General features: G+C 70.1%; 12 protein-coding genes. 6 read left to right on the forward strand and 6 right to left on the reverse strand.

All coding sequences use genetic code 11. From position 1 onward, the window contains the following. Window positions 1-102: 102 nt before the first annotated feature. Complete coding sequence (locus tag P6281_RS24760) at window positions 103-1,659, reverse strand: hypothetical protein (RefSeq protein ID WP_201407155.1); 1,557 nt, start codon at window positions 1,657-1,659, stop codon at window positions 103-105. Beyond that, a complete protein-coding gene (locus P6281_RS24765) occupies window positions 1,656-2,756 on the reverse strand; it encodes a hypothetical protein (RefSeq protein ID WP_201358992.1) in 1,101 nt (366 codons plus the stop codon). Before P6281_RS24765 ends, P6281_RS24760 begins: the two co-directional genes overlap by 4 nt. A 156-nt stretch (window positions 2,757-2,912) precedes the next feature. Here P6281_RS24765 and trmB point away from each other — a divergent pair, with 156 nt between their 5' ends. From trmB to P6281_RS24780, 3 genes are read left to right on the forward strand one after another with little or no spacing between them, the layout of a single operon-like run. After that, on the forward strand, window positions 2,913-3,695 hold the full coding sequence (trmB, locus tag P6281_RS24770) for a tRNA (guanosine(46)-N7)-methyltransferase TrmB (protein ID WP_236595435.1): 783 nt from the start codon (window positions 2,913-2,915) through the stop codon (window positions 3,693-3,695). Window positions 3,696-3,709: 14 nt separating this feature from the next. Continuing rightward, window positions 3,710-4,432 carry an NYN domain-containing protein gene (locus P6281_RS24775; RefSeq protein WP_201358994.1) on the forward strand — a complete coding sequence of 241 codons (723 nt, stop codon included), beginning with the start codon at window positions 3,710-3,712 and terminating at the stop codon, window positions 4,430-4,432. Window positions 4,433-4,490: 58 nt separating this feature from the next. Next, window positions 4,491-7,343 (forward strand): MMPL family transporter, encoded by a 2,853-nt coding sequence (locus tag P6281_RS24780; RefSeq protein ID WP_201408351.1) that lies wholly within the window; start codon window positions 4,491-4,493, stop codon window positions 7,341-7,343. A gap of 31 nt (window positions 7,344-7,374) precedes the next feature. Here the strand turns inward: P6281_RS24780 and P6281_RS24785 are convergent, their stop codons facing one another. Beyond that, the gene (locus P6281_RS24785) at window positions 7,375-8,523 is read right to left on the reverse strand and encodes an AI-2E family transporter (RefSeq protein WP_014386010.1); all 1,149 of its coding nucleotides are present in this window, start codon (window positions 8,521-8,523) and stop codon (window positions 7,375-7,377) included. Window positions 8,524-8,690: 167 nt separating this feature from the next. On the opposite strand from P6281_RS24785, the gene P6281_RS24790 reads away from it, so the two are divergent. Continuing rightward, entirely contained in the window at window positions 8,691-9,869 is a 1,179-nt protein-coding gene (locus tag P6281_RS24790; protein WP_201358997.1) for a lysylphosphatidylglycerol synthase transmembrane domain-containing protein, read from the forward strand. Here the strand turns inward: P6281_RS24790 and P6281_RS24795 are convergent. Beyond that, complete coding sequence (locus tag P6281_RS24795) at window positions 9,866-10,417, reverse strand: hemophore (RefSeq protein WP_201358998.1); 552 nt, start codon at window positions 10,415-10,417, stop codon at window positions 9,866-9,868. The genes P6281_RS24790 and P6281_RS24795 overlap by 4 nt on opposite strands. 341 nt (window positions 10,418-10,758) lie before the next feature. Between P6281_RS24795 and P6281_RS24800 the strand changes: the two genes are divergently transcribed. Both P6281_RS24800 and P6281_RS24805 read left to right on the forward strand, forming a co-directional pair. Continuing rightward, entirely contained in the window at window positions 10,759-13,815 is a 3,057-nt protein-coding gene (locus tag P6281_RS24800) for an MMPL family transporter (RefSeq protein WP_009952659.1), read from the forward strand. Further along, window positions 13,812-14,360 carry a helix-turn-helix domain-containing protein gene (locus tag P6281_RS24805; RefSeq protein ID WP_008261906.1) on the forward strand — a complete coding sequence of 183 codons (549 nt, stop codon included), beginning with the start codon at window positions 13,812-13,814 and terminating at the stop codon, window positions 14,358-14,360. The genes P6281_RS24800 and P6281_RS24805 overlap by 4 nt, the downstream gene beginning before the upstream one ends. Window position 14,361: 1 nt before the next feature. On the opposite strand, the gene P6281_RS24810 is transcribed toward P6281_RS24805, so the two are convergent. Then, window positions 14,362-15,045, reverse strand: a complete 684-nt coding sequence (locus P6281_RS24810; RefSeq protein ID WP_008261908.1) for a hypothetical protein — start codon at window positions 15,043-15,045, stop codon at window positions 14,362-14,364. Next, window positions 15,042-15,725 (reverse strand): hypothetical protein, encoded by a 684-nt coding sequence (locus P6281_RS24815; RefSeq protein WP_014386014.1) that lies wholly within the window; start codon window positions 15,723-15,725, stop codon window positions 15,042-15,044. The genes P6281_RS24810 and P6281_RS24815 overlap by 4 nt, the downstream gene beginning before the upstream one ends. Window positions 15,726-15,743: the final 18 nt, after the last annotated feature.

Here is a 15,743-nt window from a genome sequence, read left to right on the forward strand (position 1 = left end):
TGCTCGGTATGCCGTCGCCCACATAATTAAGGACTTGGTGGCGTTAACTACAGGTTATCGTGAGGAACTTGTCGGGGAAGTCTCGGGCAGGTATAAGCCTTCTCACAACAACGATTCAGAAGCTCCCGACGGGTCGCCATCTTCGCTCCTCGAAGCGGGTTTTTCGGTTTCGTCACCGTCGCCGGTTTCGGCGGGACTTTCAGCCGGTTGTATACCCGGTTCTCCGAGTTCTGCACGCACCGCCCGCAGGGCGGCGGCGACCGCGGGCATCTCCCGATCCCGCGCGGCCGCGGCCCGCGCGGCGGCCATGGCGTGCTCGCGCAGTTCGGTGTCGATGACGCCGACGGCGGCGGACGCCTGCGCGTTCTCGGCCTCGTCGTGGGCGAGCAAGGCTTTGCTGAGCACCGACTCGGCGACCAGCACCCGGGTCGCGACCAGTTCCTCGACCACCGAGCGCAGCGAGGACGTCGCGTCGCCCGCCCAGCGGTCCAGCAGCGCCCGGTCATGCAGCAGGGCGCGAATGTTGATCACCAGGAAGGTGAGCGCCACCGAGATCGCCACGCACACCACCGCCGCGACGACCGCCAGCGCGGGGTTGAGCCGCGAGACCACGCCGCTCAGCAGCCGGCTCAGCGTGAGCGCCACCCCCAGCCCGAAGCCGACGCCCAGCACGATCATCAGCCAGGTTTCCTGCCGGCGCGACTTCAGCGGCGGCGCCGAGACGTCGACCTCCGGCATCTTCTCGAGGGCCGGCAGGTCCACCGGCACACCCACCGCCTGCGCGACGTCGGACAGCTGCGTGTCCGTGCCGTCGCTGACCTCGGCCACCACCTCGTCGAGGCGGGCGCGGGTGTGCGCCTCGAACCCGGACATGTCGCGCCGCGACAACCCGGCCGCGTGTTCCTGCAGCTCGGTGCGCGCGGTCGCGCATTGGTTGCGCGCGGAGTGCGACAACTGCACCCGAGCCTGCTGGATCTGGCCGCGCAGGGTGATGGTGCGTTCGCTCTTCGCCTGACGCCGCCGCTGCAACGCCGTGCTGCGTTCCTCGCGCAGCGCCTCGACCCGCGCGCGACGACCAGATCCCTCGACGTCGCGGTCGAACCGCCGTTTGACGGTCTGTAGGCGAGATTCCCACGCCCGCAACCTGTTTCGCCGGGCGAGGTCGGGGTCGTCGAGTTGCGCCGAGACGGCGGCGACCAGGGCGTCGACGTCCGGCTCACCGGCATCGGGCAGGGCGGCCGCGCCCACCCACGGCGCCCGGCCGTAGCGCGGCGAATGTGCGGCCAGCGCTTCGCGATTGGCGTCGACCACCTCACGCCAACCCCGGTGCACGTCGATCTTGGACACCACCCCCACCACCGCGTCGGTGTGCTCGGTCGCGGCGTCCAGCAGCGCGCAGTCGGAGGCAGTCAAGTGGGCCGCCGCGGACACGACGAACACCACCGCCATCGGCACCTCGCCGGGCCCCAGGTCCGTCGACTCCACGAACTTGTGCTGCGGCAGGCGGCCTTGCAGCGCCGTGGCCACCGCGCTCACCCCGGCCATCCACGGGCCGGTCACCAGGACCACGTCGCAGCGGTGCACGGCCGGCGGATCCAGGTCCGGCGCGACCGCGGCCACCAGCGCGTCCACCTGGGCGATGGGATCGCCGCCGCTCACCAGGATTCCCCCGGCAGTGACGCGCAGGCCTGCGACCACAGCCGCAGCGATCCGCGGGCGATGTCCGCGCCGCAGGCGCGGTGCAGTTCGCTGGCCGAGGCGCGGCTGTAGCGCTGCCACCGCACCGCGCGTGGCAGGTGCGCGGACGGGTCGCGGTCCACACCGGCCGACCCGGGGCCGCCCGGGTCCAGCCCGGCCGCCTCGGCCAGATCCACCGCGGCCGCCATCCGGGCGACCACCGTGTCGTCGCGGGACAGGAACCCGCCGATCCGCTCGCCGAGCAGGCCGCCACCGGCGGCCAGCGCCTCCAATTCCGCGACGGCGCCGAGCACCCGCTGGTAGCGCACCTCGGCGCCCAGCGCGCCGACCTTGGCCAGGACGGCGTCGACGCCGCTCATCCGGCGCAGCAGGGCGCGCACCTGCGCCGGCGTTCTGCCCTGGCGGATCGCGGCGACGGCCAGCGCGGTGCCGAACAGGTCGAGGGTGTCCAGCAGGCGCTGACGCACGCCGGTCGGCACCGGGCCGTCCGCCGCCAGGAACCCGGCGAACGAGCCGTCGAGGCACGCGGCGGCCCCGGGGTGCGTGGCGAGCGTGTGCAGCGCCGCCCACAGCGCGTTGTCGTCGGCTTCGTCGAGCTCGTCGAGCGCGACCGCGAGCAGGCCGATCATCGGTTCCATGGGAGCGCCGATCAGCGCCGACAGATCGGCGCACCGCGCCCGGGCCGCCGCGATCGGCCCGTCGCCGCGCCGGCCCGACAGGTCGGCCTTGTTCAGCACCGCCACCACCGGCTGCCCGGCGGCCGCGATGGCGTGGGCGTCCTCTGGCTTGACCACCTCGGCGACCACGTAGACCACCGCGTCCGCGCCCGGATCGGGCGCCGCCGCGCTCAGCTGGAGGTCCGCCGCGATCCCCGACGCGCTTCCCGCGCGGTCCAGCGCGCGGGCCACCGTGCGGCGGCCGACCCCCCGGCGGCCGCGAACCACGACGCGCAGGGGTGCGGCGGTTCGCCTGGCGATCGCCGTCACGCGCGGATCGACGACGCCGTCGGCAAACCGCGTCAGCTCGTCGACGAAAATCTGGTGTCCTTGTCCCCTCATACCCCGCCTGTTCGGTCCGAATGACCCGATCGCCCCGTCGGTCCCACCGAATGGTGGCATTCACGTCGCCAAGAAGCGAGCCACCGTTAATCAGTTACCAGTTCAAGGCAACTGTTGGGTATCAATCCGGACCAGGGGCGGCTACATCCGAGGTTTATAGGCCACCATGGACAAATGCATGCGCAGCGCGGGGTGGCGATGTCTGCCGACACGCCGACCGGGGAATCGGCCCGGCCCGACCAGCGCTACCTGCCCGCGACGGCGTTTCGGTCGCGACGATCCGCGCTGTCCGACGCGCAGCGCCAGACGTGGGAGCGGCGCTGGCCCGACCTCGGCCTGTCGGTGGGCGCCCCGGCCGACGGGGCCGTCGGCGACGAGCCGCCGCTGGACACCCGCTCGTGGTTCGGGCGTCAGGCGCCGCTGGTGCTCGAAATCGGTTGTGGCAGCGGCATATCGACGCTGGCGATGGCCAAGGACGAGCCCGACGTCGATGTGATCGCGGTCGAGATCTACCGGCGGGGGCTGGCGCAGTTGCTGTGCGCGATCGACCGCGACGCGGTGACCAACATCCGATTGGTCCGCGGCAACGCGCTCGACGTGCTGCAGCGGCTCATCGCCCCGGCTTCGCTGACCGGGGTCCGCGTCTTCTTCCCCGATCCGTGGCCCAAGGCGCGGCACCACAAGCGCCGGTTCCTGCAGCCGGGCACGGTTGGCTTGATAGCCGACCGGCTACTCCCTGGTGGTGTCCTCCACGTTGCGACGGACCACGCCGGCTACGCCGAGCACATCGCCGAAGTCGGCGCGGGCGAGTCCCGGTTGCGCCGGGCGGAGCCCGAAACCCCGCTGCCCATCTCGACCGTCCGCCCGACCACCAAGTACGAGACGAAAGCCCAAGAAGCGGGCAGCGCCGTCACCGAGTTCGTTTGGCTTAAACGATGAGTAGGCGATGAGTGATGAGCCTGACTGAGACGACCAACGCCGGAGCGGAACCCGTCGCGCCGCCGGCGGTGCTGCCCGACGACAGCGTGGGCGCCCTAGGCGGCTTTTCGCCGTCCGGCGGACGCGTGTTGCTGGTGTGGGACGCCCCCAACCTCGACATGGGTCTGGGCTCGATCCTGGGTCGCCGGCCGACCGCCTTGGAACGCCCGCGGTTCGACGCCCTGGGACGCTGGCTGCTGTCGCGCACGGCCGAGATCAGCGCGCAGCGACCGGGCGTCGTCGTCGAGCCGGAGGCCACCGTGTTCACCAACATCGCGCCGGGCAGCGCCGACGTCGTCCGGCCTTGGGTGGACGCATTGCGTAACGTGGGGTTCGCGGTGTTCGCCAAGCCGAAGATCGATGAGGACAGCGACGTCGACCGCGACATGCTGGCCCATATCGAACTCCGGCGGACCGAAGGGCTGGCGGCCCTGGTGGTGGCGTCGGCCGACGGACAGGCGTTCCGCCAACCGCTCGAGGAGATCGCCCGGACCGGCATCAGCGTCCAAGTGATCGGATTTCGCGAACATGCGAGTTGGGCGCTAGCGTCGGATACCTTGGACTTCGTTGACCTGGAGGACATCGCCGGCGTCTTCCGGGAACCATTGCCGCGGATCGGCCTGGATTCGCTGCCTGACCAGGGCGCATGGCTGCAGCCGTTCCGGCCGCTGTCAGCGCTGTTGACCGCGCGTGTGTGACACTGAACAACCAGTGCGCGGGTCGTTGACGACTAAGACGATCCAGTAAGGAGCTTGCGTGTTCGCCTGGTGGGGTCGAACTGTGTACCGGTATCGGTACATCGTGATCGGGGTCACGGTAGCTCTGTGTCTGCTCGGCGGCGTTTTCGGGATCAGCCTGGGCAAGCATGTTACACAGAGCGGCTTCTACGACGACGGCAGTCAATCCGTCAAGGCGTCGGTGCTGGGGGACGAGACCTACGGCCGCGACCGCACCAGCCACGTGGTCGCGACGTTCACCGCCCCCGACGGCAATACGGTCGAGGACCCGGCGTGGCGGGACAAGGTCGTCGGCGAACTCAACAAGTTCAAGGCGGATCATCCCGACCAGGTCGTCGGGTGGGCGGGCTGGCTGGCCGCGCCCAATAGCGACAACCCCGTGATCAAGGGGATGGTCAGCGAGGACAAGAAGCACACCTTCGTCAGCGTTCCGCTCAAGGGCGACGACGACGACAGCATCCTCAACAACTACAAGGCCATCGCGCCCGGCCTGCAGAAGCTCGGCGGCGGCAACGTGGAGCTGGCCGGCCTCGAGCCGATCGCCAACGCCCTGACCGGCACGATCGCGACCGACCAGCGCCGCATGGAGGTCCTCGCGGTGCCGCTGGTGGCAGTGGTCCTGTTCCTGGTGTTCGGCGGCGCGGTCGCCGCCGGCCTGCCGGCCATCGTCGGCGGGCTGAGCATTGCGGGTTCGCTGGGCATCCTGCGGCTGGTCTCCCTGTTCGGGCCGGTGCACTTCTTCGCCCAGCCGGTGGTCTCGCTGATCGGCCTGGGTATCGCCATCGACTACGGGCTGTTCGTGGTGAGCCGGTTCCGCGAGGAGATCGCCGAGGGCTACGACACCGAGGCCGCCGTGCGAAGAACCGTGATGACGGCCGGGCGCACAGTGACGTTCTCGGCGGTGCTGATCATCGCCTCGAGCGCCAGCCTGCTGGTGTTGCCGCAGGGCTTCGTGCATTCGCTGACCTACGCGATCTTCGCGGCGGTAGGGCTTGCCGCGCTGTTGTCGATCACGTTCCTGCCCGCGTGCCTGGGCATCCTCGGCCGCCACGTCGACGCGCTGGGCGTGCGGACCGCGTTCCGGGTGCCGTTCCTGCGCAACTGGAAGTATTCGCGCGCCTACCTGAACTGGCTCGCCGACCGGCTGCAGAAGACCAAGACCCGCGAGGAGGTCGAGGCCGGCTTCTGGGGCAAACTCGTCAACTGGGTGATGAAGCGGCCGTTGGCGTTTGCCATCCCGATCGCCGTCGGCATGATCCTGCTGGTCATCCCCCTGGGCAACCTCTCGTTCGGCGGCATGAGCGAGAAGTATCTGCCGCCCGACAACGCCGTGCGCCTGGCGCAGGAACACTTCGACAAGCGATTCCCCGGCTACCGCACCGAGCAGTTGACGGTGGTGATCCAGAGCGACAACCACAGCAAGGTCACCGACCAGCAGGTGGCCGACATCCGCAACAGGATCTCCTCGATCGGCGGGTTCACCGACAAGCAATGGGAGGAGCGGGCCTGCCCGACCATCGCCGGCAATCCCTGCGTCGCCGGCCCGAACGGCGCCACGGTGCCCAAGGACGGCTCGGTGCGGGTGATCCAGAACGGCCTGGTCAACAAGAACGACGCCGCCAAGAAGATCACCGAACTGCGGGCGGTCAACCCCCCGAAGGGGCTGAATCTCTATGTAGGCGGCACCCCGGCGCTGGAGCAGGACAGCATCCACAGCCTGTTCGACAAGGCTCCGCTGATGCTGGTGCTGTTGCTCGGCGCCACCATGCTGTTGATGTTCCTGGCGTTCGGCTCGGTGGTGTTGCCCGTGAAAGCCGCGGTGATGAGCGCTCTCACGCTGGGATCCACGATGGGTATCTTGACGTGGATCTTCGTCGACGGTCACCTGTCGGGGGTGCTGAATTTCACGCCGACCCCGCTGATGGTGGTGGTCATCGCGCTGGTTGTCGCCGTAGGTTTCGGCCTGGCCACCGACTACGAGGTGTTCCTGGTCTCGCGCATGGTCGAGGCGCGCGAACGCGGCATGTCGACCGCCGAGGCCATCCGGATCGGCACCGCGACCACCGGCCGCCTGATCACGGCCGCCGCGCTGGTGCTGGCCGTGGTCGCGGGCTCGTTCGTGTTCTCCGACCTGGTGTTGATGAAGTATCTGGCGTTCGGTCTGATGGCGGCGCTGCTGCTGGACGCGACGGTCGTCCGGATGTTCCTGGTGCCGTCGGTGATGAAGTTGCTCGGCGACGACTGCTGGTGGGCGCCGCGCTGGGCCCGGCGCCTGCAGAACAAGATCGGGCTGGGCGAGATCGATCTGCCCGACGAGCGCAAGCGGCCGACGCTCAACGGGCGCCCCGCGCGGCCGCCGGTGGCGGCCAGCCTGGTCGCCGCCGCGCCGCGTCCGCCGCACGACCCCACCCACCCCGCGCCGCTGGAGCCGTCGCGACCGGCGCGCCCGGCGCCGGAACCCCGGCCCGCAAAGGAACCCACCCCGAGCGCGTCGACCACCCGGGCCGACGACAGCGTGGACACCACCCGCATCCCGGCCCGGCCGAACCAGCCGACCGAGGCCAAGACCACACGTTTCGCCGCGCAGGGCGCCCCGGGCCGGGACCGGCCGGCCGAACCGCGCCCCCCGGCCAAGCCCGCGCCGCTGGCCCCGCAGGCACCCCAGCGCCCGCCGACGGCTCCGCCGTCCGGCGATCAGACCCGGGCCATCCCCGTGCCCGGCAACCGCCCGGACGACCCCGACAGCGACGCCCCCGGCGACGCGGTGAACCCCCGCGGCCAGGGCGAGAACGGCGACCCGGCGCGGCAGCGGCGCCGCTCCGGCGGCGGGCTGTCCGCGGCGGATCTGCTGCGGCGCGAGGGACGGCTATAGGGCAAGCGCTTCGGCGCCTGCTGAAGCTGTATCAGCCGGAGCCGTCCCCGGGTTTGTCCGGTTCGGCTTGCAGGATGGCGTTCGTCTCGTCCGCCTCCTCGGTCTGTCTTTCGGCTTCCGCCTCGGGATTCGGCGCCAGCAGCACCTGGAACGCGTTGTTGAGGAATGCGACCGTCGGGACGGCCAGCAGCGCGCCGACGATCCCGGCGAGCACGCCGCCGGTGGCAATGGCCAGCACCACGGCGAGCGGGTGAATCGAGACCGCGCGGCCCATCACCAGCGGTTGCAGCAGGTGGGCCTCGACCTGATTGACCGCGATCAACACACCCAGCGTCATGAGCGCGTACACGATGCCCTTGGCCAACAGGGCGACCACCACAGCCAGCAGGCCCGAAATCAGCGCACCGATCAGCGGGATGAAGGCACCCAGGAACACCAAGGAGGCCAGCGGCAGCGCCAGCGGGATGCCCATGATCGCCAAGCCGGCACCGACCCCGGCCGCGTCGGTCAGCGCCACCAGAAAGGTGGCCCGCACATACCCGATCAGCGACCCGTACCCGGCCTTGCCAGCCTCGTGCACCCGGGCGCGAACGTCCGACGGGATGACCTGGAGCACGTACTGCCAGATGTTGCGCCCGCCGTAGAGAAAGAAGATCAGCGTGAACAGCACCAGCACCGCCGCCGTGACCAGCTCGGTGACGGTAGCCGCGGTAGACAGTGCACCGCTGGTCAGCTTCGCCTGATTGTTGTGCAGCGCCTCGATCGCCGCGTTGCCCGCGCTGTCGATCTGTTCGCTGCGCAGATGCGTCGGCCCGTTGATCAGCCACCGGCGGGTCGACTCGATGCTCTGCGCCACCTGTTCGGTCAGACCGGGCAGACCGTCGATGAACTGCAGGATGACGAAGGCCAGGATGCCGCCCAGGATCGCGAAGCCGCCCAGCAACACCAACGCCACCGCGCCGCCACGGGGCAGGCCCCGTTGGTCCAGCCAGTCGACCACCGGCAGCAGCAACGCGCTCAACAGCAGCGCCACCAGCACCGGAACGACGATGATTTCCAGCTTCTGGATCACCCACAACAGGGCGACCGCGGCCGCCAAAATGACGAGCAACCGCCACGCCCAGGCTGCGGTCTTGCGTATGACGGGTTCAACCGAGGCGTCGTCGATGTTTGCTGACATCTGGCCAGCCTATCGGCCGCAAGGGGCGCTGGTGCCGCTCCGAACCCGTTCCGAGGCGCCTGCGGGTCGCCTGCAGCCGTCGGAGCCGGCACGATCCGGTCACGACGGCGACACAGTCGGCGGCGCGCAGCGATCGCCGCGCCACCTGCACCGTTACCCTAAATCACGTGTCCCACGACGCACCCGCCCGCAATCTCGACTTCCCGCGCGAACAAACCCCGCGCGGGAAGTACTGGTGGGTGCGCTGGGTCATCCTCGGGATGGTTGCCATCGTGCTTGCCGTCGAGGTTTCCCTGGGCTGGGATCAGCTGGCCAAGGCGTGGATGAGCCTGTACGAGGCGAACTGGTGGTGGTTGCTCGCCTCGGTCGTGGCGGCGGCCGCGTCGATGCACAGCTTTGCCCAGATCCAGCGCACCCTGCTCAAGTCGGCCGGGGTGCACGTCAAGCAACTGCGCTCCGAGGCCGCGTTCTATGCGGCCAACTCGCTGAGCACCACGCTGCCCGGCGGGCCCGTGCTGTCGGCGACGTTCCTGTTCCGCCAGCAACGGCTCTGGGGTGCCTCGACGGTGGTGGCGTCGTGGCAGCTGGTGATGTCGGGCGTGCTGCAGGCGGTGGGGTTGGCTTTGCTCGGGTTGGGCGGTGCTTTCCTGCTGGGCGCGAAGAACAACCCGTTCTCGTTGCTGTTCACGCTCGGCGGTTTCGTCGCCCTGCTGCTGCTGGCGCAGGCCGTCGCCTCGCGGCCGGAGCTGATCGAAGGCATCGGCAGCCGGGTCCTGACGTGGGTCAACTCGGTGCGCGGAAAGCCCGCCGACACCGGCCTGGACAAGTGGCGCGAGACGCTGATGCAGCTCGAATCGGTGAGCCTGGGCCGCCGCGACCTGGGGGTGGCGTTCGGCTGGTCGATGTTCAACTGGGTCGCCGACGTCGCCTGCCTCGGCTTCGCCGCGTACGCCGCCGGGGATCACGCGTCGGTGGCCGGGCTGACCGTCGCCTACGCCGCGGCCCGCGCGGTCGGCACCATCCCGCTGATGCCCGGCGGGCTGCTGGTCGTCGAGGCGGTGCTGGTGCCGGGGCTGGTCTCGAGCGGGATGTCCCTGTCGAGCGCGATCTCGGCCATGCTGATCTACCGGCTGATCAGCTGGCTGCTCATCGCCGCGGTCGGCTGGGTGGTGTTCTTCTTCGTGTTCCGCACCGAGAACGTCGACGACTCCGACGACGACCCGATCACCGGTCCGCTGCCGATCGTGCCGCAGCCGGGCGACGCTTCCGCCGACCCGACCGAGGCCGCCCTGCAGGGGCCGCTGCCGCCCGACCGAAACCCGGAGACCGAGGGCCGGGACAGCTAGCCGACGGTGTTTCCGCGCGGCGGGCCCGAGAGGGGGTTGGTGCCGGCAGGGAGAGGAGCGGGCTGCGGCGCGGCGGGCGGGGCGCCCGTTCCGCCCAGCGGGGAGGCGCCCGGGGGGTTACCGGGCAGCGCGGGCAGGGCGCCCGCGGCCCCCTGCGCCTGCTGCATCATGCCCATCATCTGCGGGATCGAGATCGGCAGCTTGCACTGCAGCGACAGGTTGGTCAGCGGCTGCGCGATGGACGCCATGTCCCCGGCGACCTTCGGGTTGGCGTCGAAGTAGGTCTTCAGCCCGCTCAGCGACTGCGGCCCCGCCTGCTGCTGCAGCATCGAGGTCATCGTCTGGTTGGTCTCGGGGTGCGAATCCAGGTAGTCACCCATCGACTTCGAGACCGAGCCGATGGTGCGGGCGACCTCGCTGGCCGCGCACGGATCGTTGGCGCCGGTCGCCGGCGGACCGGCGAGCACCGCGAGGGCGGCGCCGGGCGCGGCGGCGGCGATCAGGCCGGCCAAGATTTTGCGACGCCGTCCAGCGCTGCCTGTCGTCATCGAGAACTCCTCACAGTTTGCGCGGACCGCAACGGATGGGCGCGTCGCAAACAGCTGCAATGGACGGCCTTGCCGATGGCCGGGTCCCCCTGAATCCCCCGAGGACCCGCCAGGCCAACCGACATCCTGCCACCGCCGATATCGCCCGGCCAGCCGCGAACTGCGGATGTGACCGAGATCCCGCTTGGTCACCGGTTCACAACGACTCCGCAGCTTCTTGGCAACGACGCCGTCACCGCAGCTCAGGAACTACATAACCCCACATAAACCACAGCGTGCTCCGGTATCCTCGCCTGCACGCGCTACGCGAGAACCGGGGAGCGAGAAAAATCCAGCAGTTGATGATGCGCCTCAGCCGCAGCCTGCGTAAGTACCGCTGGTTGGTCTTCACAGGCTGGTTGTTGGCATTGGTTCCTGCGGTCTACCTGGCGCTGACGCAATCCGGCAACCTCACCGGCGGCGGTTTCGACGTGGCCGGTTCCCAGTCGCTGGCGGTCCACGACCAGCTCGAGGAGCTCTACCACGACCAGGGCGGGTCATCGCTGGCGCTGGTGGCCGCGCCCCGCGCCGACGCCACCTACCAGGACATGAACGAGGCGGTCGCACAGTTGCGTCGGCTCACCGCCGAGGTCCCCGGCACCTCGGAGATCCCCAACCCCACCCAGCGGCCGCCGCAACCCGACCGCCCCTACGTGCTGTCGGTGCGGCTCGATTCCCGCAACACCAGCGACGTCGCCAAGAAGCTCCGCACGAAGGTCGGCATCAAGGGCGACCAGCCCGGCCAGACCGCCAATGGCCGGGTGCGGCTCTACGTCATCGGCCAGGGGGCGCTGAGCGCCGCCGCGGCCGCCAACACCAAGCACGACATCGCCGCCGCGGAACGGTGGAACCTGCCGGTGATCCTCATCGTCCTGCTCGCCGTGTTCGGCTCACTGGCCGCCGCGGCGATCCCCCTGGCCCTGGGCGTGTGCACGGTCGTGGTGACGATGGGCCTGGTGTACCTGCTCTCCGCGTACACCACCATGTCGGTGTTCGTGACCTCGACGGTGTCGATGTTCGGGATCGCGCTGGCCGTGGACTATTCGCTGTTCATCTTGATGCGCTTCCGCGAGGAACTGCGCAGCGGGCGACAGCCCCGCGAGGCCGTCGACGCCGCGATGGCGACCTCCGGGCTGGCCGTGGTGTTGTCCGGGGCGACCGTCGTCGCGTCCCTCACCGGGATCTACGTGATCAACACCCCGGCGCTGAAGTCGATGGCCACCGGCGCGATCCTGGCCGTCGCCGTCGCGATGCTGACCTCGACCACCCTGACACCGGCGGCGCTGGCGACGTTCGGCCGGGCGGCCGCCAAGCGGTCGGGCTTCCTGCACTGGTCCCGTCGGCCCGAAAGCACCCAGTCGCGGTTCTGGAACCGGTGGATCGGATGGGTGATGCGCCGGCCGTGGATGTCCGCGCTGGCGGCGTCGCTGGTGCTGCTCGTGATGGCCGCGCCCGCGGCGTCAATGGTGTTGGGCAACAGCCTGTTACGCCAGTTCGACTCGTCCCACGAGATCCGCGCCGGCGTCGGCGCCGCCGCCCAGGCGTTGGGTCCGGGCGCGCTCGGGCCGATCCGGGTGCTGATCAACTTCCCCGAGGGCGGGGCGGCCTCGCCCGAGCACAGCCACACCGTCGGCGCGGTCCGCCAGCGGATGACGCAGGCGCCGAACATCGTCTCGGTGTCACCGCCCCAGTACGCCGAGGACAACGGCAGCGCGCTGCTGTCCGCGGTGCTGTCGGTGGACCCCGAGGACATGCGGGCCCGCGAAACCGTGGGCTGGATGCGCGCGGAGCTCCCCAAGGTCCAACAGTTGGGGACCGCGCGCGTGGACGTCGGCGGCCCGACCGCGCTGATCAAGGACTTCGACGACCAGGTGTCGGCGACCGAACCGTTGGTGCTGGGCTTCGTCGCGCTGATCGCGTTCGTGATGCTGTTGGTGTCCGTCCACTCGGTGTTCTTGGCGCTCAAGGGCGTCTTGATGACGTTGCTGTCGGTCGCGGCCGCCTACGGCAGTTTGGTGATGGTGTTCCAGTGGGGATGGCTGAAGGATCTCGGCTTCGCCCAGATCAGCTCGATCGACAGCACGGTTCCCCCGTTGGTGCTCGCGATGACCTTCGGGTTGTCGATGGACTACGAGATCTTCCTGCTCACCCGCATCCGGGAACGGTTCCTGCATTCGGGCAACACCCGTGACGCGGTGGCCTACGGCGTCAGCACCAGCGCCCGCACCATCACCAGCGCGGCGCTGATCATGATCGCGGTGTTCGTCGGGTTCGCCTTCGCCGGCATGCCGCTGGTGGCCGAGATCGGCGTGGCCTGTGCCGTGGCGATCGCGGTGGACGCCACCGTGGTGCGGCTGGTGATGGTTCCGGCGTTGATGGCGATGTTCGCGCAGTGGAACTGGTGGCTGCCGCCGTGGCTGTCCCGCGTGCTGCCGTCGGTCGACTTCGACCGGCCGCTGCCGGAGGTCGACCTCGGCGACGTCGTCGTCATTCCCGACGACATCTCGGCGCTGGTGGCGCCCAGCGCGGACCTGCGGATGGTGCTCAAGTCCGCCGCCAAGCTCAAGCACCTGGCGCCCGACGCCATCTGCGTGACCGATCCACTGGCCTTCAGCGGCTGCGGTCGCGGCCGCGGTCAGGCTTCGTCGGGCCCCGACGAGGAACGCACCCGCGGCCTGGGGCCCGGGCAGATCCCCCACCAGGTAGCGCTGGGCGAGGAGAAGGTCGCCGTCGGGGTGACCGCGGCCGACAGGAAGACCGCCACCAACGGCCATGCCAACGGTTCGTCGGGCCCCAAGAAGCTCGTCGGCGGGCTGGCGGCGCGCAACGGGATCGCCAAGGCCATTTCCGGGTCGGACCGGCCCGTTCATCCGGTGACGCTGTGGCGGGGCCGCCTGTCGGTGGCGATCGACGCGCTCGAGACCGACCCGGACGCCGCACCGGCGGGGGCCACCGACCGTCCGAGGTACGCGCGGCGCAGCCCGGTGGAGACGACCCATGTGCAGCTGCCCACCGGCGACCGGTTGCTGGTCCCGACCGGCGCGGAGACCCTGCGGCTCAAGGGCTACCTCATCATGTGCCGTAACAGTCGCCGCGATTATGCCGACTTTGCAGACATGGTGGATGCGATGGAACCCGAGACCGCCGCGGTGGTGCTGGCCGGAATGGACAGGTATTACTGTTGTGAATCGTCCAGGCGGCAATGCATCGCCACCCAGTTGGTCCGTCGACTCGCAGATCCCGATCCGTGCGACTACCCGGAAGACCAGGGGTCGGAAGCCGACGCGAACTCGGACTGGGAGGGGATCAGGGAACGCTGCCTGTCCGTGGCGGTAGCGATGCTGGAGGAGGCGAGGTGACGTTGGCATCCGACCGACGCCCCCCACCGCCGCCCCGCCGGCCGGCCCCCGAACAGCGCAACCGCGGCGGTGGCCCGTCCGAGGGGCCGTCCGGATCCGTTCCGGACCTGGACCAGCCGGTGGAGTTCTGGCCGACCGCCGCCATCCGGTCGGCCCTGCAGGGCGGTGACATCGCCACCTGGAAGCGCATCGCCGGCGCGTTGAAGCGCGACCCGTACGGGCGCACCGCCCGCCAGGTCGAAGAGGTCCTCGGCGGCACCCGCCCCTACGGCATCGCCAAGGCGCTGTGGGAGGTGCTCGAGCGCGCCCGCACCCACCTGGACGCCAACGAGCGCGCCGAGGTGGCCCGCCACGTGCGGCTACTGATCGACCGCTCGGGACTCGCGCAGCAGGAGTTCGCGTCCCGCATCGGGGTCAGCCCCGAGGAGCTGGGCGGCTACCTCGACGGCAGCACCAGCCCGACGGCCGCACTGATGATCCGCATCCGCCGGTTGTCGGACCGGTTCGTGAAGGTGAAGTCCGGCCCCTCGGCCGAATCCAACTGAGCTACCTGATCGGCAGCACGTCGGCGACCAGCCAGTCGCTACCGCGCTTGGTCAGCGTCACCCGCAGCGCCGGCGCCACCTGACTGGGTGGCTGGCCCGGCGCGTTCTGGGTCACCCGCAGGATCACCGCGACGCTGGCCGCCGTCGGCCCGAGCGCCTCGACGCCGGCCGAGACCGTGGCGGCCTGGGCGGTGACCTTGTGCTGGCCCAGCTCGGCGCTGGACTTGGTGTACTGCTCCTTGAACGCCGCCGCATGCTCGGGGACGACCATGGCCGTGGCCCGGTCGATCGCATCGGTCGGGGCGGTGGGGCTGAACGACGCCATGGCCTCGGCCATGCCGGTGGCGATCCGCACGACCTTGCGGGAGTCGTCGGTGAAGTCGCGGTCCGTCTTCGTCCAGTGCGTGTATCCGGTCGCGACGGCCGCCGCCAGGGCGGCCGTGCACAGCAGGGCCACCGCCAACCGCAGCCCCGGCGCGTCGTCGTCGGTGCCGAGGCTGACCGAATCGCGGCGCAGCAGCCAGAAGTTGACCGCGACGCCCTCGAGGGTCAGCAGGACCAGCACCGAGCAGGCCGACACCCACCACAGCGGCCAGCCGAGCACCACCCCGATGGCCACCAACGCGGCGATCGCGGCCAGCGGGGCCGCGATGTCGAATGCGAACAGTCGCCAGATGTTTCTCATCGGATCGAACTCAGTCCGGAAATCATCAGCTTGCCGTCGACGTCGGACACGTCCAGCCGCAGGTTCCAGTGCACGGTCTGCGGCTTGGCGCCGGCGTTTTCGCTGACGGACGTGGCGACCAGCAGCACCGAGTCGGTCCGGCTGGCGAACGGCGGCAGCTTGGTCGTCACCGATTCCGACCCCGGGGGCCTGTCGGCGCCGGGCTGGGCGTCCAGCTCGTGGTGCACGGTTTCGATCGCCACCGCGTCGATCCGCCCGGCGCTCTTGGACTGCAGCTTTTCCACCACCGCCCGGTAGGGCTGCACGGCGGCATCGAAGTAGGTGTTGAGTTCGCCGACCGTGCCGTCGTGCAGCCGCTGCAGGCTGGCGTCGACGTTGCCGCTGTTCATGTTGATCAGCACGTTGGTCCACCCGGCGGCGGTCTGCATGACGCGGCTCAGATAACCGCGCTCGGCGACCTGGTCGCGGTGGCCGGACCAGATGATCACCCCGAGCACGACCGCGGCCACCGACAGCACGCCGAGAACCGTTGACGCCACCCCGTAATGCGAGAAGACCCCATCGCCGGGTTCGCCGTCGTCAGCGTCGTCGGCGGTCGGGTGGCCGCCCTCTTCGGCGTCGTCGCCGGCGTCGACGACATCTTCTTCGGCAGGTGGCTCGGTGCGCGCGCCCTCGGACATGGCCCGATCGTCGCACCC

Source organism: Mycobacterium sp. 5-140-3-2 (assembly GCF_035666375.1).
Taxonomy (GTDB): domain Bacteria; phylum Actinomycetota; class Actinomycetes; order Mycobacteriales; family Mycobacteriaceae; genus Mycobacterium; species Mycobacterium intracellulare.

Excerpts from the sequence above, each read along its gene's own strand:
- P6281_RS24785 (WP_014386010.1), bottom strand. The coding sequence starts at position 8,523 with ATGTCAGCAAACATCGACGACGCCTCGGTTGAACCCGTCATACGCAAG.
- P6281_RS24800 (WP_009952659.1), top strand. The coding sequence starts at position 10,759 with ATGATGCGCCTCAGCCGCAGCCTGCGTAAGTACCGCTGGTTGGTCTTC.
- P6281_RS24810 (WP_008261908.1), bottom strand. The coding sequence starts at position 15,045 with ATGAGAAACATCTGGCGACTGTTCGCATTCGACATCGCGGCCCCGCTG.
- P6281_RS24815 (WP_014386014.1), bottom strand. The coding sequence starts at position 15,725 with ATGTCCGAGGGCGCGCGCACCGAGCCACCTGCCGAAGAAGATGTCGTC.
- P6281_RS24795 (WP_201358998.1), bottom strand. The coding sequence starts at position 10,417 with ATGACGACAGGCAGCGCTGGACGGCGTCGCAAAATCTTGGCCGGCCTG.
- P6281_RS24775 (WP_201358994.1), top strand. The coding sequence starts at position 3,710 with ATGAGCCTGACTGAGACGACCAACGCCGGAGCGGAACCCGTCGCGCCG.
- P6281_RS24765 (WP_201358992.1), bottom strand. The coding sequence starts at position 2,756 with ATGAGGGGACAAGGACACCAGATTTTCGTCGACGAGCTGACGCGGTTT.